Genomic DNA, 19,019 nt, shown 5'->3' with positions numbered 1-19,019 from the left:
CAGCGTTTCTAATCGAAACGCAAAGCCGATGATAGAAGGCTAGCGCTTTGATAGCGCTAACCAAATACCCTTATCTGAACGGACGGTCAAATGTGCGACAGGCACGGGCACACGGTCGGGCTGCGCCGTTACGCGGAAGTCGCGCAGGATGCGCGACAAGATCAGTGGCCCTTCGACCATCGCGAACCCGGCCCCTGTACAGACCCGCGGCCCGGCTGAGAATGGAATGAAGGCCTCGCGCTGGCATTGCTTGCCGTTCTCGGTCTGCCAGCGGGTCGGGTCAAAACCGTCGGGATTGTCCCAGAGCCGTTCGTGCCGATGCAGATGCCACGGGCTGAGCACCAGTTGCGCCCCCTTCTTCACATCCCGATCCCGAAAGCGTTCAGGGCAGCTGTTCTCGCGCACCATCATCGGCACAGGCGGGTATAGGCGCAGCGTCTCGCGAAAGACATCGCGGCTGAGTTTGAGCTTGGACATCACCGAGAAATCGCAGGTCTCCAGCGCCTGTGCCTCCTCGGCCAGCCGCTCTTGCCATTCGGGGTGCGTGGCCATCAGATAAAGCGCCCAAGCCAATGCAGAGGCGCTTGTCTCATGGCCCGCGAGGAAGAAGATCGCGACCTGATCGACCATCTCCTCGGTGTCAAACCGCGCCCTCGTTTCGGGGTCTGCCTGTGTCATGATTTTGGTGGCAAGATCGTCAGGCGCGGTGCCCGCCTTGATTTGCTGCATCCGTTCTTGGGTCAACTCGGTAATCAACGCCCTGATCCGCGCGGCGCTGGCGCGGGTGTCTTTGCGAAACAGGCGCGGCATCCAACGTGGCAGCGGCAAGAGCGCACCAAGGTTCAGGATCGGCTGACTGCGTTGGTAGTTGCGAAACTCGTCAAAGACCGCGCGGGCGACTTCGTGTTCAATTGGCAGCGAAAACAGCGTGCGAAAGATTACATCGGCGGCGGCATGGCTGGTTTCGGCCTCGATCTCGACCACCTGCCCCACTTGTCCGTCGAGCCGCACGGCGGCGGCTTCTGCCGCGTCCCACATGGCAGGAAAGGTTTCGCGCAGGCGGCCCCCTTCGAACGCCGGATCGATGATGCGGCGTTGGCGTTTCCATGTCTCGCCATTGGTCAGGAAGACGGAGTTGCCCAAAAGCGGGCGCAGCCCTTCACCGATCCGGTCGGACTTGGGGAAATCATCGGGCCGGTCCTTCAGTACCGTTTTCACCAGTTCGGGCTGGTTCATCAAGTAGCTGCGGAAAAACGGCGTTTTAAACTCCGCCATCCACGCCCGGTAAAGCCGGGCGGGCTGGGCCGAGAGGATGTCGGCGCGAAACAGCTTGGCATAGCGCCAGAGTGACACACGATCAGGGCGCGCGGGAGGCTTCGGGGGCAGGTTCATGCGGCGACAGAAGTGTATTTGCTGACCGCGTGGTCAATACGAGATTTGGAGGCCGGGCGCCCATCATATCGCGCGGCCAAGGTCTGCGGCCCTGCAGTGATTTGGAAATAGTCATAGTCGCGCGGCCGGTCGAAGGCACAGAGATACTGGAAATGCAGCCGGAAGAACCGCCAGCGCAACGCCTTCCAGAGCGCGGGGCTTAGCGTTTGGGTGAAGGCGGCGGAAAAGACCAGTGGCCAGCGTTTCCCGTCGGGGGCGACGCCAGAAACCGACACCGGATCGCAGAGCGCAAAGGCGCAGCCATCGCCGGGCGCGGTGACATCGACCCACGTAAGTTCATCGCGGGTTGAGAGATAGCGCAAGTCGGCGCGCAACCGGTCGGCGCGCGGCAGAAAGGACACCATCGGCACCACCTGCCCTAGCGAGAGAAACCCCAAAGCAGGTCCCTGCCCGGGCACCCTGCCCGCGCGGATCAGGTCTGCCAGTACCGAAACCCCCAGATGTGCGCCAGAGGAATGTCCGACAACCAGCACCTCGTCAACGTCCTCGGCCAAGGCGGCGGCGATGTCGTGGCCAAACATCTCCATGCGGGCTTCCAACTCCGGCGGGTTCGCACCCCGCGTGGCGGCGGAATAGGCATAGTCATGCATGAGGTAATAGGCGAAGAATTTGCCGTCTTTCTTCTTGAACCAGCGAAGCAAAGCGATGCCCAAACCCACGCCGATAGCCGCAAAAGCCAGCCGCGCCGCCCAATGGTCGCTTATCACTCCGAGAAGGCGATATGTCAGCAGGCCAATCGCCAGCGCCAGCAACGCCTGCAAGATTAGCATTCCCACCGGATAAAGCGCCGCAATCACTGGCCCCTTGCGCAGCCGCATCAACCGCCAAAGCGCGCCCGAGCCGATGTAGACCCAAGCGGTGCGCAGCAATTGCCAATAGGTCGCGGGGATCGAATTGCTCATGCTTTCGCGCACGATGTCGGACCAGACCAGCACTTCGACCTGAGAGGTCACCTGATGACCGTCGATCCCAGCGTTAACGCGCCAGCCGTAATTGCCCTTGCCCGCTTTTGGTTCCAGCGCAATCTCATAGCCCGAAATCGCGGCCTGCGCCGCGCTCTCCTTGCGGTAAAGCTCACGGTAGCGGCGCGGGTGAATCGGATCGTAGCCGGGAATGTAGAACACCCGGCGTGTCTTGACCTGCCCTGCTTTGCTGTCGCTCATGTTCAACCCCTTGTCCGGCACAGTCTAGCCGCAATTCGGGGCAAGAATAAGGCTTTATCCCACGGTGGCGAGGATCGGGAAGGTCTCTAGCAGCCAGAAAGAAAAGGTCGTGAACGCCCCGGTCACCAGCGCCAGACCCACCAGAACCAGCAGCCCGCCCATGATCCGTTCAATGAGCTTCATATGCGGTTTAATCCGGTTCATCAGCGTCATGGCGCGGGTGATGAACATAGCCGCCAGCAGGAAAGGAATGCCCAGCCCCGCCGCATAGACGCCCAACAAAAGCGTGCCGCGTGATACGGAAGCCTCGCTCGCCGCCAGCGACAGGATCGCGCCGAGCTGCGGGCCAATACAGGGCGTCCAGCCAAAGGCGAAGGCCAGCCCCAGAACATAGGCACCGAAACTGGAGCCACCCTTGTCGCCCGCGTCCAAACGCGCCTCTTGATCGAGGAACGGGATGCGGAACAGACCCACAAAATGCAGGCCAAAGACGATGATGACCACGCCTGAGATTTTGGCAAAGAGCGCCTGATTCTGTAGAAAGAACATCCCGAACGCCGAGGCGGTGAAGCCCAGAAGGATGAACACCGTGCTCAGCCCCAGCACAAAGAACAACGCCGCCACGACCGCGCGCCGCCTGGCGCTGGATTGGCTGGACATGTCGTTGATCGACACGCCCCCCATATAGGCCAGATAGGGCGGCACAATGGGCAAAACGCAGGGTGACAGGAAACTGAAAATCCCGGCGATCAGGGCGATTGTCATGGCGGGCAAAAGCCCGGCGTCGAGGAGGCTGATTTCAAACATGACTGACTCCTAGACCGAGAGCGCTCCGGCGTCACCTGTCATATTGTCACAAGATCGTGGACCTTGAGAAACTCTTGGATTAACTGATCCTATGAAGATCGAAAAACTAGATGCCACGGGGCTGCTCTGCCCCCTGCCCGTGTTGAAAGCACGCAAGCGACTGGCCGCTTTGGCGCCGGGCGATCAACTCCATATGCATGCCGATGATCCGGCCGCTGTGATCGACGTGCCGCATTTTTGCATTGAGGCCGGGCATGAGTTGACCGAAACCCGGACGGAAGGTGCGGCGGAGCTTTACGTCATTACCAAAGGCGGCTGAGACCGCGCAGGCGCTGTCGTTACCTTTCACATGATCAAAACGAAAACGGCGGGCCCTGAGGCCCGCCGTTTCTGTTCAAGTGCCGTGGTTTAGCTGCCCAGCGACCACCAGCCCTTACGTTTCGGCTTGGTTCTTTCGGCAGGTTGTTCCTCGACCTGTTCCGCAACAGGTTCAGGCGCGGCCTCCGCTGCCGGAACCTCAGCAGCTACGGGCTGCGGTGCTGGCTCGGGTTGAGGTGCAGACTGCGGTTCTTCAGCGACAGGCGTTGCCGTTTCCGGCGACGGTGTCGTGATTGGCGCGTCACTTGGCAAAGCTTCAGCCAATGCATCAGGCGTGGCTTCGGCTACCGGTTCGACCAGTTTCGCCTTGGCACGGCTGCGGCGCTTGGGTTTCGGCGCCGGTGCGGCCTCTTCCTCTGTCGCCACAGCGTCTGCCGTTACGGTGCCTTCCGCGGCCTCGACCTCAGCCTTGGGCTTCTTGGCGCGACTGCCACGGCTGCGTTTGGCCTTGGGCTTCGGTGTGTCTTCAACCTCGGCCTCTGCAGTGACCTTTGGCTCTTCGCCTTCGGCTGCGGCAAGCGCCTCAGGTGCTGGTTCCGCTTCGGGGGCCACTTCAGCTTTCGGCTTGCGCGACCGGCTGCGCGTCTTCGGCTTGGGCTTTTCCTCGGCGGCAGGCGCATCATCGCTTTCGGTCTGCGACGCCTGAGCTTCTACCGGCTGGGCCTTGTCGCCTTCGTCCGGCTTCGCCTCTTCCTGCTGCTGACCGCCGTTCTGATCGTCGGCACCATTTTGATGATCGCCATTGCCATTGCGGCCCCGGCCACCCCGGCTGCGACGACGGCGGCGGCGGCGTTTGGATTTGCCCTCGCCCTCTTCACCATTGCCGTTGCCATTCCCGTTTCCGTTCTCGGACTGGGCAGCCTCCTGTGCGGCAGGTGCCTCTTCCACTTCGGCCTCTGCGGTGCTCTCGTCTTCGTCAATCTGATCCATCAGCGATGTATCGACCGACACAACGTGATCTGACACGGGCGGCACGGTGCGGGTGGCGGTCTTGAACTTCTCGATGTGGAAATCGGGGCTCACCAAGGACGGGTCGCCTTCGATCCGCACCGACATGCCGTAGCGCATTTCGATATTGGCGATATGCTCACGCTTTTGGTTCATCAGGAAGTTGGCGATGCCCACGGGCGCACGCACCAGCACTTCGCGCGAACGGCGGCGAGTGCCCTCTTCTTCGATCTGGCGGATAATCGACAGGGCGAGGTTGTCGTCAGAGCGCACCAGACCGGTGCCGTGGCAGGCGTGGCACGGCTGGGTCGTCGCCTCGATCATGCCCGGACGCAGACGTTGGCGCGACATTTCCATCAGGCCAAAGCCCGAGATGCGGCCCACCTGAATGCGCGCACGGTCGGTCTTGAGCTTGTCTTTCATCATCTTTTCGACGGCGGCGTTGTTCTTGCGCTCGTCCATGTCGATGAAATCGATCACGATGAGGCCCGCAAGGTCACGTAAACGCAACTGACGTGCCACTTCGGCGGCGGCCTCAAGGTTGGTCTTGGTCGCCGTCTGCTCGATCGAGCCTTCTTTGGTCGCCCGGCCCGAGTTCACGTCGATGGCCACCAGCGCTTCTGTCACGCCGATCACGATATAGCCACCCGAGGGCAGTTGCACCGTGGGGTTGAACATGCCCGACAGGTAGCTTTCCACCTGATAGCGCGCAAAGAGCGGCAGGCTTTCGTTGTAGAGCTTCACGTTTTTGGCGTGGGACGGCATGATCATTTTCATGAAGTCCTTGGCAATGCGGTAGCCGCGCTCGCCCTCAACGTGAATCTCGTCAATCTCGCGGTTATAGAGGTCGCGGATCGAACGTTTGATTAGGTCGCCTTCCTCGTAGATCTTGGCGGGCGCGATGGACTTCAGCGTCAGCTCGCGGATCTGCTCCCAGAGGCGCTGGAGGTATTCGTAATCGCGCTTGATCTCGGCCTTGGTGCGTTTCGCGCCTGCGGTGCGCACGATGAGGCCGGCACCTTTCGGCACCTCGATCTCGGTCGCGATTTCCTTCAACTTCTTGCGGTCTGCAACATTGGTGATCTTGCGGGAGATGCCACCACCACGGGCGGTGTTGGGCATCAAGACGCAGTAACGGCCCGCAAGGCTGAGGTATGTGGTCAGCGCCGCACCTTTGTTGCCACGCTCTTCTTTAACCACCTGCACCAGAAGGATCTGGCGAACCTTGATCACTTCTTGGATTTTGTACCGACGCGGGCGCGGTTTGCGGACTGGGCGGATGTCTTCGCTGTCGTCCTCGTCGGCGACGGATTCGATGGAATCGTCCTTCGCCGTGGCATCGCTGCCCTTGTCGTCGTCGCCATTGGCTTCGTCAGCATGAGAGTCGTCCGCGTCACTTTCCGCAGACTCCGTTGCCAGCGATGTATCGCGTTCGTCGCCGTTAGCCTCCGGCCCTTCTACCGGTGTCTCGGCGACCCGCTCCATGGGCGAGCTGCCCTCTTCGCTGTCGAGGTCGACCGTCTCCATCCCAGCGATCTGGTCGCTGCTGTCGTCAGAAACCTCGACCGTAGCGACGGCGTCGTCGCTGGTGGTTTCTGCGGCTTGGCTTTTCGACCGGCTGCGCGACCGCGAGCGGGTCCGCTTGGGCTTTTCGTCCTCGTCGTCCTTGGCCGCCTGCGCTTCGGCATAGGCGCGTTCTTCTTCCAGCAGCGCCTGACGGTCGGCCACGGGAATCTGGTAATAATCGGGGTGAATTTCCGAGAAAGCGAGGAAGCCATGACGGTTGCCGCCATAATCTACAAAGGCCGCCTGAAGCGACGGTTCGACCCGTGTAACTTTGGCTAGATAAATATTGCCGGCAAGCTGGCGTTTGTTCTCTGATTCAAAATCGAATTCTTCGACCTTGTTTCCGTCCACGACCACAACGCGAGTTTCCTCGGCGTGGGTGGCATCGATAAGCATTTTCTTAGACATAGATCCATTATGCACAGCACCCGCGCACGGAAGGCCCCTGGCGGGGCATCGGGCTGGGAGGTGTGACTTGTCAGGGCGATGGAGGACGCGGCAACAGCAGGGCCACGAATGGCCCCGGTCTGTCTGCTCTGAGCATCTGCGCGCGTCATCGCGGTTCTTCTCCGATGCGAGGGCCTTTGCGCCTCTCCCATCCATTAATTAGCTGTGCTTCGTCTGGGCTAACCCTCGCGAATATCAGCGGTTCTTCGGCCGTTTCCGGCCCAATCGGTCTGCCTGCCCCCCGGTCTCGGAGTGACGCAGCAGCGAAACTGTCAAAAGTCTTCATACGCCTGTCGGGCGTTACGGGACTTATCGGACTAGTTAAGAGCTTTAAGGGGTGAAAGACAATGGGCAATCGAATGAGCAACAGTCAAATGCGGTTTATCTCCGCTCGGTTGACAAGCCGCATGCGCTTGGAAACATTCAGACTGTCGGCACGGTTACCCTGCGCGACGCAAAAGTATTGCCCGGTCACAGGCTGCGGCACCCAGCCTTGAAGGACCGCATTCTATGCAAAAAATACTCAGCCCGGCAATTTGCCTTACGCTTTTTGGCCTCGCCGCCTGTGACGAAATCGCCGTGGCCGATGATCCGGCGGCGTTGGCCGACCTGCGCGGTCAGAAAAGCTGTCTGGCAGCAGTAGGCCAGCAAACGGGCGCGGCGGGCGTGGCAATCAACACCACGCGTCCTGTGGTCGAACTTTACCGCTATGTGGTGAATGTGCCCGGTGGCGCAAGCTGGTCGTGCATCACCGATCCAAGCGGCAAAGCCATCGAGATTGCAGAGCAGCGCAGCGGTTAAGCCGCGCTGTCCCAATCGCGGTCAGAGGTAGTCTGACCGCTGCAATCCGTATTTTGCCATCTTCTCATTCAATGTCCGGCGCGGCAGGCAAAGTTCGTCCATCACGCTGGCGATAGAGCCTTTGTGACGGCGCATCGTATTGTCGATCAACATGCGTTCAAAGGCTTCAACGTATTCCTTTAGCGGTTTGCCCTCGGTGGTCATCACCGGCTGCATCTCATCATGATCGCTCATCAACAAGGACGCGATGGTGCCCGATCCGCGGCGAGATTGCAGCACCGCGCGTTCAGCCACATTGATCAACTGACGCACATTTCCGGGCCACGGAGCTTGCAACAGCTGTGCAGCCTCTTGCGCCGAAACCTGCGGTGCGTCGCAGCCGTATTCATCGGCGAATTGGTCGCTTAGACGAGTGAAAAGCGTCAGGATGTCTTCGCCCCGCTGGCGCAGCGGTGGCACCGTGATGCGCAACGCGGCCAACCGGTAGAACAAATCAGAGCGCAACGCGTCCTCTGATGTCCGGCCCGCTTCTTGTAGGTTCGAGATCGCGACGATCCGCGTCTCTGCTGGAGTGCCCTGTTCATTGATCGCGCTCAACAGCCGGGCCTGAAGGCTTTCTGTGAGTGCCTCGATGTCTTCCAACACCAACGTCCCACCACGCGCCTCTTCAATGGCGGGCAATTGCGCGTCTTCAGGCTGCATCGGGCCGAAAAGGCGCTTTGCCAGCGCGTCTTCTTCCAGCGCACCACAGGAGACAAGCACAAATTTCTTACCTGCGCGGCTGCCAACAGCGTGAAGCGCGTGTGCCACAAGCGTCTTCCCCGTGCCGGTTTCACCATCGATCAGCACATGCCCGTCGGCCTGCCCCAGATCGAGGATATCCTCGCGCAGCCGTTCCATCACGGGGGACTGGCCGATCAACTTCTTCATCAGTTGGCCGCCGTCCGACAGCTCGCGCCGCAGGGCGCGGTTGTCCATCACCAGACGGCGCGCATTCGTGGCCTTCTTGGCCAGTTCGCTCATCCGGTCGGGGTTGAAGGGTTTTTCAAGGAAGTCGAACGCACCCACGCGCATCGCCTCAACCGCCATCGGCACATCGCCGTGGCCAGTAATCATGATAACCGGCAGGGCCGAGTCGCTGCCCATCAGTTTTTTCAGGAACTGCATCCCATCCATGCCCGGCATTTTGATGTCGGAGATGACGATGCCCGGATAATCCGGGCCGAGCGTCTTTAGCGCATCTTCGGCGCTGCCGAAGGTTTCAGTGTCATAGCCCGATAAGGCCAACCACTGGCTAATGGACTGCCGCATGTCCTGTTCGTCATCTACAATCGCGATTTTCATTGCCTGAGCCATGCGTTCACTCCGCCGCTTCTATCTTCGTTTCGTCTGCCAATATAGGCAGTTGCATTTCAAATACAGCACCGCCGTTCTGTCCGTTGCGCGCTGTCAGCCGTCCTCCGAGGTCGTTTACGATCCCCGAGGAAATAGCAAGACCCAGCCCAACACCATCGCCGGGCTGCTTGGTCGTGTAGAAAGGTTCGAACAGCGCGTCTAGGTCCTCAATCCCCGGGCCATTATCGCGCACGGTCAATGTCGCCGTCTCCCCCGCTGATAGTATAATGTCTACCTGCGGGTTTCGTTCCGATTTTGTTGCGTCTAATGCGTTTCTTAGCAAGTTTACCATAACTTGCTCGATCCGCATACGGTCTCCCATTACAAGTACCGGGTTATCGGGAAGAATACGGCTGATCTGGACCTGCCGCTGGCGCAGCTGTGGCTCCATCATCGACAACGATGATGCCAGCGCCGCCCCCATATCGACAGGAGAGAACGCCTCCTGCCCCTTGCGGGCATAGGATTTCAGCTGCCGGGTGATCGCGCCCATCCGCTCGATCAGGTCATCAATGCGGCCGAACGAAGACAGCGCCTCTTCCTGCCGGTTCCGATTAAGCAGCAGACGTGCGCCTGCCAGATAGGTCTTCATCGCGGCTAGGGGTTGGTTCAACTCATGGCTCACGGCAGCCGACATTTCGCCCAAGGCGGCCAGTTTTGACGACTGCTCAAGCGTTTGCTCAGCCACGGCGAGGGTCTGTTGCACGCGCTTCCGCTCGGCGATTTCACGCTGTAACGCCAAGTTCAGCGCCCGAAGCTTGGCCGATTCCCGCTGAAAGATCGCCAAACGGCCCGCCGTCCGGCGACTAAGGAAATAGAATGCTAAGGCCAGAAGTATCGCAAAACCCATGACCTCTAGCGCCAAGACGCCATTCACCTTTTCGCGGACAGACGCATAGGTGGTGTAACTGCTCATCCGCCAACCGCGAAAGGGAATCCGGTTTTCCAGCCGCATCACCGCTTCGCCTTGCAGATAGGCATCGGGGGGTAATGCTGTCCAATCCGTCGTGGCCTGGATGGCACGCTCAATCGCGCTTTGCGGCGTGTGGTTGGCCAGCGCTTCGGGTTCGGTCAGCCCGCGCCAGCGCGGTTCAGTGGCGAGGATGATCTGGCCAGTGCTGTCCATGACGATCACCGCATCGGAAATCCCGGCCCAAGCACGCTCGAACTTTTGCAGATCAACCTCAACCGCTATCACGCCCAGCGTTTCGCCGCCCGATTGCATCCGGCGCGAATAAAGAAACCGATACCCGCCTTGCTCACGCGCGATGGTCGAGAAGATCGTCGCGTTGGAACGGATGGCATCAACGAAATAGGGCTCTGACTTATGCGCTGATCCAAGCCGGTTGCGGTCGGTCGCGGCCACCGTACGCCCGTCAATGTCATACAACATCAAAGACGCCGCGCCGATTTCCTCAACAAAAGAGATAAGCCGCTGCGTGGAAAGCGAATAATCTGCCGTTTGCAGCGCGCCGATTAACGTGGGATCGCGCGCCAGAAGCTGTGGTACAATCGCGTTCTGGCGCAGTTCGGCCAGTAAGTTGCCACTGTAGAGCGCGATACGCAGTTCCGCGCGGTTGCGGGTGCTCTCGGTAAAGCGATCAGTCAGCAGCTTGTTGGTGATCGAAATCGTCACCACGGCCAAAACCAGCAACGCTGCAATAGCAAACCGCACCCGCCAGGATACGGCTATACTGCTGCGCTCAGGACGGGATGCATCGCTCATCATGGCAACTTACGCCTTACGCGCGATGCACTCAAGTCAAGCAGTCTGCAATGCGCCAGTCAATGCGCGGAAGAGCGCCGCCCCATCCGTATTTCCATGGGCTGCTTCCGCCGCCCGCTCAGGATGCGGCATCATGCCCAGCACACGGCGGTTTTCCGACAGGATTCCGGCAATATCATCGCGTGCACCATTCGGGTTCTCGGCATAGCTGAACGCCACACGATCTTCGCCGCGCAGTTTCCCAATCGTCTCATCATCGGCAAAGTAGTTGCCGTCATGGTGCGCGATCGGAATGTTGATGACCTGACCGGCGTCGTAGCCAGAGGTGTAATCGCTCGCCGTGGTCTCAACCTTGAGGCCGACAGTCTTGCAGATGTACTTCAGCCCCGCATTGCGCAGCAGTGCACCCGGCAGCAGACCGGTTTCGGTCAGCACCTGAAAGCCGTTGCAGATGCCCAGCACATAACCGCCGCGATTGGCATGAGCCGCCACAGAGCGGCAGATCGGCGAATTCGCGGCAATGGCCCCGCAGCGCAGGTAGTCCCCATAGGAGAACCCGCCGGGGATACCCACGATATCAACGCCTTGCGGCAGTTCGCTGTCCTTGTGCCAGACCATGGAAACCTTGGCGCCTGCTGCTTCGAAAGCCACGGCAAGGTCGCGGTCGCAATTGGACCCGGGAAAGACAACTACCGCTGCGTGCATCAGGCCAGCTCCACCGAATAGGATTCGATCACCGTATTGGCCAAGAGCTTTTCGCACATGGCGGTCACATCGGCCTCGGTCGTGCCCTCGGCGAGGTCAAGCTCGATCACCTTGCCCTGACGCACGCCGTTCACCCCGTCAAAGCCCAAGGCTCCGAGCGCGTGGCGGACAGCTTCGCCCTGAGGGTCGAGAACCCCGTTCTTCAGCATCACATGCACCCGTGCTTTCATGGCGCGACACCCCTTTGTAACATCTGCAAATTGAACGGCGAAGCCGCGTTAGTTGATCAACGTCGGCTTGGACACCGGCGCATTGTTCTTGGGCATGACGCCGAGACGTTTGGCCACTTCGGTATAGGCATCGGTGAGCGAGCCCAGATCCCGGCGGAACACGTCTTTATCGAGCTTCTGGCCCGTCTCGATGTCCCACAGGCGGCAGCTGTCGGGGCTGATCTCATCGGCGACGATCAGACGCTGGAAGTCACCATCGTAAACGCGGCCAATCTCGATTTTGAAGTCCACCAGCTTGATGCCGACGGCCATCATCACGCCCGACATGAAGTCATTGACCCGCAGCGCGAGGCTCAGGATATCGTCCATGTCTTGCTGGGTGGCCCAGCCAAAGGCGGCGATATGCTCTTCGGTGACCAGCGGATCACCAAGCGCGTCGTCTTTATAGCAATACTCGACAATCGGGCGCGGCAGTTGCGTGCCTTCTTCGATGCCAAGACGCTTGGACATGGAGCCTGCAGCATAGTTGCGCACGATCACTTCCAGCGGGATGATCTCAACCTGCCGCACGAGCTGCTCGCGCATGTTCAGGCGTTTGATGAAATGCGTCGGCACGCCGATGTTGTTCAGCCCGGTCATAAAGAACTCGGACAGGCGGTTGTTCAACACGCCCTTGCCCTCGATCGTGGCTTTCTTCTCGGCGTTAAAGGCCGTCGCATCGTCTTTGAAATATTGCACGATGGTGCCGGGCTCAGGACCTTCATAGAGGATCTTTGCCTTGCCTTCGTAGATCTTGTTGCGCCGGGCCATGAACATCCTTTCCAACAGGGGGCCGGGAACATCCCCGCCGCTTGCGCTTCTCTTAGTGCAACCACCCCGCTGCTGCAAGCATGGCCCGTCACCTTTGACGCGCCACTTGTGGGAAGGCGGGGGCGACCGCATATGAATAGGGTAACACCAGCAATCGGAGACCCGCTATGAGCAAGTTCGACGACCGTGCAAATGCCTTTGAAAGCAAGTTCGCCCACGATGCAGAGATGCAATTCCGCGCCGAGGCGCGCCGAAACAAACTGTTGGGCCTCTGGGCTGCTGAACTTTTAGGCAAATCGGGTAGCGACGCTGACGACTATGCCAAAGAAGTCGTCAAATCCGACTTCGAAGAGGCGGGCGACGAAGATGTTTACCGCAAAGTCTCTGGCGACTTGGGCGACCGCGCTGATGAAACGACGATCCGCGCCAAGATGCAGACCCTCATGGCCGAGGCCAAAGCGCAGCTTCTGAGCGAATCCAGCTAACTCCCTCTCACCCCGGCCACGCGCCGGGGTGCACTCTACCCGCCTGCCCTCATAATGAAGATGAATATTATGAGATTGCCCCCATGAACCCATCATGACATCAGGCGAAATTCCCAGACCCTACAGGAGCCCCCATGAGCAACGCATTCACCGATCTTCTCGCTGAAAAGGGCACATTGCTCGCGGATGGGGCCACGGGCACCAATCTGTTCAACATGGGGCTGATGTCGGGCGACGCGCCTGAGATGTGGAACACTGACGAGCCGAAGAAGATCATCAAGCTTTACCGGTTTGCAGTGGATTCGGGCAGCGATCTGTTCCTGACAAACTCTTTTGGGGCCAATGCCTCACGGCTTAAACTGCACGGTGCTGAAAAGCGGGTGCATGAGTTGAGCCGTGTTTCTGCCGAACTGGCGCGTGAGGTGGCCGATACCGCTGAGCGGAAAGTCATCGTCGCGGGCTCTGTCGGCCCTACGGGTGAGATTATGGAGCCGGTGGGCACCCTGACCCACTCCCTCGCCGTTGAGATGTTCCATGAGACCGCCGATGGTCTCAAGGCTGGCGGTGCCGACATCGGCTGGCTGGAAACGATCAGCGCCCCCGAAGAATACCGCGCCGCTGCCGAAGGCTTCGCGCTGGCGGGCCTGCCGTGGTGCGGCACGATGAGCTTCGACACCGCGGGCCGCACAATGATGGGCCTGACCTCCGAAGGGATGGTCGATATGGTGCATGGGCTGGACAACACGCCGCTGGCCTATGGTGCCAACTGCGGCACAGGTGCGTCTGACTTGCTACGCACTGTGCTCGGCTTCGCCGCAAAGAACGGCACGCTGCCGATTATCTCCAAGGGCAATGCGGGCATCCCAAAATACGTCGAAGGCCACATCCATTACGACGGCACGCCTGAGTTGATGGCACGTTATGCGACCATGGCGCGCGACGCCGGTGCCAGCATCATCGGCGGCTGCTGCGGCACCCTTCCCGAACATCTGGTTGCGATGCGCGAAGCGCTCGACAGCACGGAAAAAGGCCCGGCCCCGACGCTTGAGCAGATCCGCGAAGAGATCGGTGATTTCTCGTCCGAAAGCGACGGCACCGACGGGCAAGGCCCGGTGCGCGCACCGCGCCGCGGCCGCCGTCGGGGCTAAGCCTCAGAACAAGCTCAATTGATCGCCCTTTTCGGAGGGCGGTCGAAACAGATCGCAGCGCAGTGGCACGCCCGCGCGGGTCAGCCCCAGACGTTTGACTGCCAGATCAAAGCGCTGCGCCACCATCTGCGCATAGGGCCCCTCGCCCCGCATGCGTTTATGCCAGCCCGCGTCGTATTCCTTGCCCCCATGCATATCGCGCAGCCGCGCCATGATCCGCTCGGCCCGGTCGGGATAATGGGTGGCGAGCCATTCTTGCACCAGCGGCGATACCTCACGCGGCAGGCGCAGCATGATCCAACTGGCATGCCGCGCCCCGGCATCGCGCCCTGCGGTCAGGATCGCCTCTAACTCCGGATCGGTCAGCGCCGGAACCATTGGGGACGCCATGATCCGCACCGGGATCCCCGCCTCCGACAGCTTTCGGATCACCTGCAACCGCCGCTGCGGTGCGGGCGCGCGGGGCTCCATCAAACGGCTGAGCTTTGCGTCCAGCGTGGTCACCGAAATGCCAACCGTCGCCAATCCGCGCTCGGCCATATCGCCCAGAATGTCGATGTCGCGTTCGATCAGACTGCCCTTAGTGACAATCGCCACCGGGTGATTGAATTCAGACAGCACCTCAAGACAGTCCCGCATGATGCCATGGGTTTTTTCGATGGGCTGGTACGGATCGGTGTTAGTGCCGATGGCGATGGGCGCGACCTGATAACGTTTCGCCCGCAGCTCCCGCGCCAGTACCTGCGGCGCTTCGGGCCGGGCGATCAGCTGGGTCTCGAAATCCAAGCCCGGAGACAGGCCGAGGTAGGCATGGCTGGGCCGCGCGAAACAGTAAACGCAGCCATGTTCGCAGCCGCGATAAGGGTTGATCGACCGATCAAAAGGCAAATCCGGCGAGCGGTTGTAGGTAATCACCCGGCGCGGCACTTCGATGCTTGTGCTGGTTCGCAGCACCGGAAGCACCTCTTCGCGTGCCCAATCATCATCTTCGGCCACGCGGGTATGACGCTCAAACCGGCCCGCGTCATTGCTGGCTGCCGCGCGGCCAAGCACGCGGAATCGCTGGTCTTCCCTATCCATGAAAGAAGGTTAGAACATTGCGCGAACATCGACAAGTAACCTTGTGCAAACCCTTGTCCTTACACCGCAAAAAGCAGTAGTTTGTCCCCAAGGCGTCGCGCAAGGCGCGGCCGATGTCGCAAACCGCGACCCCGGCGCTAACATTCCGTGAGACAAGGGCCCAAGTGTCATGCACCTGCACGCCCAGCAGAAGGAAACACCATGTCGGAAGAAGACGATATCATCCTGGCCGAGTTGGACGACGAAGAACTGGTCCAGCAGATGTTCGATGACCTCTATGACGGTCTCAAGGAAGAGATCGAGGAAGGGGTGCAAATCTTGCTCGATCGCGGTTGGGAACCCTATGAGGTTCTGACCAAAGCGCTGGTCGGCGGGATGACCATCGTGGGCGCGGATTTCCGCGATGGTATCCTTTTTGTGCCCGAAGTCTTGCTGGCCGCCAATGCGATGAAGGGCGGCATGGCGATCCTCAAGCCGCTGCTTGCTGAAACCGGCGCGCCGCGTGTGGGCAAGATGGTGATCGGCACCGTCAAAGGCGACATTCACGACATCGGCAAAAACCTCGTCGGGATGATGATGGAAGGCGCGGGTTTCGAGGTCGTAGACCTTGGGATCAACAACGCGGTCGAAGCCTATCTCGAAGCATTGGAAGCGGAAAAAGCCGACATCCTTGGCATGTCTGCCCTGCTCACCACGACCATGCCCTATATGAAGGTCGTGATCGACACATTGATCGAACAGGGCAAGCGCGATGACTATATCGTGCTGGTCGGTGGCGCGCCGCTGAACGAAGAGTTCGGCAAGGCCATCGGGGCTGACGCCTATTGCCGCGATGCTGCCGTGGCAGTGGAAACGGCCAAAGACTGGATGGGCCGGAAACACAACTCCGCCAACGCCTGAGCGGCCGTCCCTGCTTTGCGTTGGTGTCGATGACATGCGATGATGACGCTATGAGCGACAGCAATCTGCCAGATGATCGGACCCTCACCCAAGAGGGGCTCGCGCCCACCCGCGCGGGCCGCATTCTGCTTATCGCCTGTGGCGCGCTGGCCCGTGAGATTTTGGATCTGAAGGCTGCGAACGGCTGGAGCCATCTGGATCTCACCTGCCTGCCCGCGAAATATCACCTCTACCCGGAAAAGATCACCCAAGCGGTGTGCGACACGGTCGCCAAACACCGTGCGGACTATGACGATTTCTTTGTCGTCTACGCAGATTGCGGCACGGGCGGCGGGCTGGAGCGGGCTTGTGAAGAGATGGGCGTGCAGATGGTGGCCGGGCCGCATTGCTACAGCTTTTTTCAAGGCAACGAGAGCTTCGCCAAAACCTCGGAAGATGAGATCACCACCTTCTACCTCACCGATTTTCTGGTGCGGCAGTTTGAGGCGTTCATCGTCAAGCCCATGGGCCTCGACCGGCATCCAGAGTTACGCGATATGTATTTCGGTAATTACGAAAAACTCGTCTATCAGGCGCAGACCGATGACCCGGCGCTGACCCAAAAGGCGCGAGATTGCGCCGCGCGGCTCGGCCTTACGTTCGAGCGGCGATTTACGGGCTATGGAGATCTACAGACCGCTCTGCGCGACCTGTAAACCTTCACGCTTCTTGTGCAGCCGTTTCGCGGATGCGCTCAATCATCGCCCGCAGCCCGTTGGAGCGTTGCGCCGAAAGGTGGTCGTTCAACCCCAGCCGCCCCAACTCCGCTTTTGCGTCGACTTTGCCAACTTCAGCAGGCGCCAAGCCGTTGAACAGTATACGCAATACCGCGATCAGCCCGGACACGATCATCGCGTCGCTCGCACCGTCAAAATGCAACTTACCGCCCTCGAACTGCGCATGGAGCCAGACCTGAGAGGCGCAGCCATCGACCTTGGTCGCGGGCACGCGCAGTGGTTCGGGCAGCGGGTCCATCGCTTTGCCAAGGTCGATCACATGACGATAACGATCTTCCCAGTCTTCCAAAAACTCGAAATCTTCGACCAGTTCTTCAAAGGCGGGCGTGGCCATCTGTGCACTCTCTTTGGGTGAATTTCACTGTTTGACAGGTAGGATGCCGATGCGCAAAGGTCCACCCCCTTCCCAAGACCTGCGTGATGGGTTAGCACAAGACAAGTTAACTTAACGGCGGATCTTATGCGCAAGACAACCCTCGCTCTTTTGGCCTCGACCCTCTTGGTATCCGCCTGCGGCACGGTGCGTGACAGCCGTATCAACCCGATGAATTGGTTCGGGCCCGCCCGCTCGGTTGAGGCTGCACCGGCGGAGAGCACGAACCCACTGATCCCGCAACGCCGTGGTCTTTTTGCCAGACGCGCAGTTGAGGCCGAGACTTATGAGGGGCGTCCCTTTGAGCAGATCACCGACCTGACGATTGAGCCTGTGCCGGGTGGTGCGATTCTGCGCGCCACGGGGCTGGCCACGCGGCAGGGTATCTATGCGGTACGTCTGACCCCCGCAACGGTTGATGAATTGCCCGTCGACGGTGTTTTGACTTATCGATTGGAAGGGATCCGCCCCGACAAAGCGACACGCCAAGGCAGCCAACCCACTCGCGAAGTTATCGCCGGGCGGCGTCTGACTGACGAAGATCTGATCGGTGTGCGTGAAATTCGCGTTCAAGGGCAGCTGAACACATTGGTGTCGCGCCGCTGAGATTCCACCGCGCCTTGCCGAGTTGAGCCGCCCCTGATCGGGCGGCTCTTTGCGTTTCAGACCTTTACGGTTTTCACGTCATTGCCGTCTGCCGCCAAGGCGATTTTGCCCTCGCAAAGCAGCAATGCATCGGCGCCAAAGACTTCGTGCCGCCAGCCGCGCAGCGCTTGCACATCGCGCTCCCCGGCCGAAAGCATGTCTAAATCACTGGCCGAAGCGATCAGCTTGGCCGCGACGCCCGCGCTTTCGGTCTTGGCTTTAAGCAGCACACGCAAAAGATCGGCCAGCGCCGGGTTCACCTGCAGCTTCTCGCGCTTTCGGTCAGGCTGAGGCATGTCGGCGGCTTTGCAAGCGACGCCTGCGGCCACGGCTTTCAAGATGCCCTCGGCGATTTCACCCTTGCGGGCCTCGCGGAGCAGCAGACGGGCGCGGTTCAACTCTTCTCCGTTCGAAGGCTTGAGGCTGGCCAATTCGACCAGCGCGTCATCCTTAAACACCCGGTTGCGCGGGATATTGCGGGTGCGGGCATAGTCCTCACGGAATGCAGCCAGTTCCCGTACGATCGCCAAGAACTTCGGCGAATTGGTCCGGGTTTTGACACGTTTCCACGCATCCTGCGGTTGGGTCACATAGGTATCGGGGCTGAGCAATGTTTCGAGCTCTTCAGCAACCCAACGTGCGCGGCCTGTCTGCTCAAGCTTACCGGCCAGAAACTCGTAAATCTGGCGCAGGTGAGTGACGTCGGCCAGCGCATAAGTTTTCTGTGCTTCGGTCAGCGGGCGGCGCGACCAATCGGTAAAGCGCGATGTCTTATCCAGCGCCTGATGGGCGATCTTGCGGACCAGTGTCTCATAGCCCACCTGTTCACCAAAGCCGCAGACCATCGCGGCCACTTGGGTGTCGAACAGCGGCTCAGGGAAAACTTCGGCATCGACAAAGAAAATCTCAAGGTCTTGCCGCGCGGCGTGGAAAACCTTCACCACCGACGTGTCGCGAAAGAGCGTGTAGAGCGGTTCAAGCGAAATGCCTTCGGCCAGCGGATCGACCAGTACCGCGTTGCTGTCGTCGGTGCCGGGCATGGCCAGTTGAACGAGGCAGAGCTTGGAATAGTAGGTGCGTTCGCGCAGAAATTCGGTGTCGACGGTCACATAATCATGGCGGGCCGCCTCTTCACAGAATTGCGCGAGATCGGCTGTCGTGGTGATGGTTTTCATAAATGCTCT

Annotated in this window: 19 protein-coding genes; 7 read left to right on the top strand and 12 right to left on the bottom strand. The window is 60.1% G+C overall.

What is annotated here, in order from left to right:
- Nucleotides 1-39 precede the first annotated feature (39 nt).
- The 3 genes from ACSQ16_RS11040 to ACSQ16_RS11030 are packed head-to-tail and all read right to left on the bottom strand — an operon-like array spanning nucleotide 40 to nucleotide 3,422.
- Nucleotides 40-1,392, bottom strand: a complete 1,353-nt coding sequence (locus ACSQ16_RS11040) for a cytochrome P450 (RefSeq protein WP_243260544.1) — start codon at nucleotides 1,390-1,392, stop codon at nucleotides 40-42.
- The gene (locus ACSQ16_RS11035) at nucleotides 1,389-2,615 is read right to left on the bottom strand and encodes a hypothetical protein (protein ID WP_243260545.1); all 1,227 of its coding nucleotides are present in this window, start codon (nucleotides 2,613-2,615) and stop codon (nucleotides 1,389-1,391) included. The genes ACSQ16_RS11040 and ACSQ16_RS11035 overlap by 4 nt, the downstream gene beginning before the upstream one ends.
- 54 nt (nucleotides 2,616-2,669) lie before the next feature.
- Entirely contained in the window at nucleotides 2,670-3,422 is a 753-nt protein-coding gene (locus tag ACSQ16_RS11030) for a cytochrome c biogenesis CcdA family protein (protein WP_243260547.1), read from the bottom strand.
- 91 nt (nucleotides 3,423-3,513) lie between these two features.
- Here ACSQ16_RS11030 and ACSQ16_RS11025 point away from each other — a divergent pair, with 91 nt between their 5' ends.
- The gene (locus tag ACSQ16_RS11025) at nucleotides 3,514-3,741 is read left to right on the top strand and encodes a sulfurtransferase TusA family protein (protein WP_093926150.1); all 228 of its coding nucleotides are present in this window, start codon (nucleotides 3,514-3,516) and stop codon (nucleotides 3,739-3,741) included.
- Nucleotides 3,742-3,830: 89 nt separating this feature from the next.
- Here the strand turns inward: ACSQ16_RS11025 and ACSQ16_RS11020 are convergent, their stop codons facing one another.
- On the bottom strand, nucleotides 3,831-6,722 hold the full coding sequence (locus ACSQ16_RS11020) for an Rne/Rng family ribonuclease (protein WP_243260548.1): 2,892 nt from the start codon (nucleotides 6,720-6,722) through the stop codon (nucleotides 3,831-3,833).
- A gap of 549 nt (nucleotides 6,723-7,271) precedes the next feature.
- Here ACSQ16_RS11020 and ACSQ16_RS11015 point away from each other — a divergent pair.
- Nucleotides 7,272-7,562 (top strand): hypothetical protein, encoded by a 291-nt coding sequence (locus tag ACSQ16_RS11015; protein WP_243260549.1) that lies wholly within the window; start codon nucleotides 7,272-7,274, stop codon nucleotides 7,560-7,562.
- A 21-nt stretch (nucleotides 7,563-7,583) separates the two neighbouring features.
- Here the strand turns inward: ACSQ16_RS11015 and ACSQ16_RS11010 are convergent, their stop codons facing one another.
- From ACSQ16_RS11010 to purC, 5 genes are read right to left on the bottom strand one after another with little or no spacing between them, the layout of a single operon-like run.
- A complete protein-coding gene (locus ACSQ16_RS11010; RefSeq protein ID WP_243260551.1) occupies nucleotides 7,584-8,918 on the bottom strand; it encodes a sigma-54-dependent transcriptional regulator in 1,335 nt (444 codons plus the stop codon).
- Nucleotides 8,919-8,922: 4 nt separating this feature from the next.
- The gene (locus ACSQ16_RS11005; RefSeq protein WP_093927186.1) at nucleotides 8,923-10,683 is read right to left on the bottom strand and encodes a sensor histidine kinase; all 1,761 of its coding nucleotides are present in this window, start codon (nucleotides 10,681-10,683) and stop codon (nucleotides 8,923-8,925) included.
- Between the two features lie 36 nt (nucleotides 10,684-10,719).
- Complete coding sequence (gene purQ, locus ACSQ16_RS11000) at nucleotides 10,720-11,388, bottom strand: phosphoribosylformylglycinamidine synthase subunit PurQ (protein ID WP_243260552.1); 669 nt, start codon at nucleotides 11,386-11,388, stop codon at nucleotides 10,720-10,722.
- On the bottom strand, nucleotides 11,388-11,618 hold the full coding sequence (gene purS, locus ACSQ16_RS10995; RefSeq protein WP_067629083.1) for a phosphoribosylformylglycinamidine synthase subunit PurS: 231 nt from the start codon (nucleotides 11,616-11,618) through the stop codon (nucleotides 11,388-11,390). Before purS ends, purQ begins: the two co-directional genes overlap by 1 nt.
- Before the next feature lie 48 nt (nucleotides 11,619-11,666).
- On the bottom strand, nucleotides 11,667-12,428 hold the full coding sequence (gene purC / locus ACSQ16_RS10990; protein WP_067629081.1) for a phosphoribosylaminoimidazolesuccinocarboxamide synthase: 762 nt from the start codon (nucleotides 12,426-12,428) through the stop codon (nucleotides 11,667-11,669).
- Between the two features lie 167 nt (nucleotides 12,429-12,595).
- Between purC and ACSQ16_RS10985 the strand changes: the two genes are divergently transcribed.
- Together ACSQ16_RS10985 and bmt are read left to right on the top strand one after the other, a co-directional pair.
- Nucleotides 12,596-12,913: a DUF1476 domain-containing protein gene (locus tag ACSQ16_RS10985; protein WP_243260553.1), complete on the top strand. Its 318-nt coding sequence runs from the start codon at nucleotides 12,596-12,598 to the stop codon at nucleotides 12,911-12,913.
- Nucleotides 12,914-13,047: 134 nt separating this feature from the next.
- The gene (bmt, locus tag ACSQ16_RS10980; RefSeq protein WP_243260555.1) at nucleotides 13,048-14,061 is read left to right on the top strand and encodes a betaine--homocysteine S-methyltransferase; all 1,014 of its coding nucleotides are present in this window, start codon (nucleotides 13,048-13,050) and stop codon (nucleotides 14,059-14,061) included.
- A gap of 3 nt (nucleotides 14,062-14,064) precedes the next feature.
- Here bmt and ACSQ16_RS10975 read toward each other — a convergent pair whose 3' ends face one another.
- Nucleotides 14,065-15,141: a PA0069 family radical SAM protein gene (locus tag ACSQ16_RS10975; RefSeq protein WP_243260557.1), complete on the bottom strand. Its 1,077-nt coding sequence runs from the start codon at nucleotides 15,139-15,141 to the stop codon at nucleotides 14,065-14,067.
- 201 nt (nucleotides 15,142-15,342) lie between these two features.
- Between ACSQ16_RS10975 and ACSQ16_RS10970 the strand changes: the two genes are divergently transcribed.
- Entirely contained in the window at nucleotides 15,343-16,041 is a 699-nt protein-coding gene (locus tag ACSQ16_RS10970) for a corrinoid protein (RefSeq protein ID WP_093926142.1), read from the top strand.
- A gap of 50 nt (nucleotides 16,042-16,091) precedes the next feature.
- A complete protein-coding gene (locus ACSQ16_RS10965; RefSeq protein ID WP_243260558.1) occupies nucleotides 16,092-16,736 on the top strand; it encodes a DUF1638 domain-containing protein in 645 nt (214 codons plus the stop codon).
- Between the two features lie 4 nt (nucleotides 16,737-16,740).
- Here ACSQ16_RS10965 and ACSQ16_RS10960 read toward each other — a convergent pair whose 3' ends face one another.
- Nucleotides 16,741-17,151: a SufE family protein gene (locus tag ACSQ16_RS10960; protein ID WP_243260559.1), complete on the bottom strand. Its 411-nt coding sequence runs from the start codon at nucleotides 17,149-17,151 to the stop codon at nucleotides 16,741-16,743.
- A gap of 126 nt (nucleotides 17,152-17,277) precedes the next feature.
- On the opposite strand from ACSQ16_RS10960, the gene ACSQ16_RS10955 reads away from it, so the two are divergent.
- Nucleotides 17,278-17,796 carry a hypothetical protein gene (locus ACSQ16_RS10955; RefSeq protein WP_243260561.1) on the top strand — a complete coding sequence of 173 codons (519 nt, stop codon included), beginning with the start codon at nucleotides 17,278-17,280 and terminating at the stop codon, nucleotides 17,794-17,796.
- A gap of 56 nt (nucleotides 17,797-17,852) precedes the next feature.
- On the opposite strand, the gene rnd is transcribed toward ACSQ16_RS10955, so the two are convergent.
- Nucleotides 17,853-19,010: a ribonuclease D gene (gene rnd / locus ACSQ16_RS10950; RefSeq protein WP_243260562.1), complete on the bottom strand. Its 1,158-nt coding sequence runs from the start codon at nucleotides 19,008-19,010 to the stop codon at nucleotides 17,853-17,855.
- Nucleotides 19,011-19,019 lie beyond the last annotated feature (9 nt).

The organism is Sulfitobacter sp. SH24 (assembly GCF_965641895.1).
Lineage (GTDB): Bacteria > Pseudomonadota > Alphaproteobacteria > Rhodobacterales > Rhodobacteraceae > Sulfitobacter > Sulfitobacter dubius.
This window is presented reverse-complemented; position numbering and strand designations above follow the sequence as displayed.

What these genes read in the sequence shown, in the direction of transcription:
- ACSQ16_RS11040 (WP_243260544.1), bottom strand. Translation starts at nt 1,392, where the DNA reads ATGAACCTGCCCCCGAAGCCTCCCGCGCGCCCTGATCGTGTGTCACTC.
- ACSQ16_RS11035 (WP_243260545.1), bottom strand. Translation starts at nt 2,615, where the DNA reads ATGAGCGACAGCAAAGCAGGGCAGGTCAAGACACGCCGGGTGTTCTAC.
- ACSQ16_RS11030 (WP_243260547.1), bottom strand. Translation starts at nt 3,422, where the DNA reads ATGTTTGAAATCAGCCTCCTCGACGCCGGGCTTTTGCCCGCCATGACA.
- ACSQ16_RS11025 (WP_093926150.1), top strand. Translation starts at nt 3,514, where the DNA reads ATGAAGATCGAAAAACTAGATGCCACGGGGCTGCTCTGCCCCCTGCCC.
- ACSQ16_RS11020 (WP_243260548.1), bottom strand. Translation starts at nt 6,722, where the DNA reads ATGTCTAAGAAAATGCTTATCGATGCCACCCACGCCGAGGAAACTCGC.
- ACSQ16_RS11015 (WP_243260549.1), top strand. Translation starts at nt 7,272, where the DNA reads ATGCAAAAAATACTCAGCCCGGCAATTTGCCTTACGCTTTTTGGCCTC.
- ACSQ16_RS11010 (WP_243260551.1), bottom strand. Translation starts at nt 8,918, where the DNA reads ATGGCTCAGGCAATGAAAATCGCGATTGTAGATGACGAACAGGACATG.
- ACSQ16_RS11005 (WP_093927186.1), bottom strand. Translation starts at nt 10,683, where the DNA reads ATGAGCGATGCATCCCGTCCTGAGCGCAGCAGTATAGCCGTATCCTGG.
- purQ (WP_243260552.1), bottom strand. Translation starts at nt 11,388, where the DNA reads ATGCACGCAGCGGTAGTTGTCTTTCCCGGGTCCAATTGCGACCGCGAC.
- purS (WP_067629083.1), bottom strand. Translation starts at nt 11,618, where the DNA reads ATGAAAGCACGGGTGCATGTGATGCTGAAGAACGGGGTTCTCGACCCT.
- purC (WP_067629081.1), bottom strand. Translation starts at nt 12,428, where the DNA reads ATGGCCCGGCGCAACAAGATCTACGAAGGCAAGGCAAAGATCCTCTAT.
- ACSQ16_RS10985 (WP_243260553.1), top strand. Translation starts at nt 12,596, where the DNA reads ATGAGCAAGTTCGACGACCGTGCAAATGCCTTTGAAAGCAAGTTCGCC.
- bmt (WP_243260555.1), top strand. Translation starts at nt 13,048, where the DNA reads ATGAGCAACGCATTCACCGATCTTCTCGCTGAAAAGGGCACATTGCTC.
- ACSQ16_RS10975 (WP_243260557.1), bottom strand. Translation starts at nt 15,141, where the DNA reads ATGGATAGGGAAGACCAGCGATTCCGCGTGCTTGGCCGCGCGGCAGCC.
- ACSQ16_RS10970 (WP_093926142.1), top strand. Translation starts at nt 15,343, where the DNA reads ATGTCGGAAGAAGACGATATCATCCTGGCCGAGTTGGACGACGAAGAA.
- ACSQ16_RS10965 (WP_243260558.1), top strand. Translation starts at nt 16,092, where the DNA reads ATGAGCGACAGCAATCTGCCAGATGATCGGACCCTCACCCAAGAGGGG.
- ACSQ16_RS10960 (WP_243260559.1), bottom strand. Translation starts at nt 17,151, where the DNA reads ATGGCCACGCCCGCCTTTGAAGAACTGGTCGAAGATTTCGAGTTTTTG.
- ACSQ16_RS10955 (WP_243260561.1), top strand. Translation starts at nt 17,278, where the DNA reads ATGCGCAAGACAACCCTCGCTCTTTTGGCCTCGACCCTCTTGGTATCC.
- rnd (WP_243260562.1), bottom strand. Translation starts at nt 19,010, where the DNA reads ATGAAAACCATCACCACGACAGCCGATCTCGCGCAATTCTGTGAAGAG.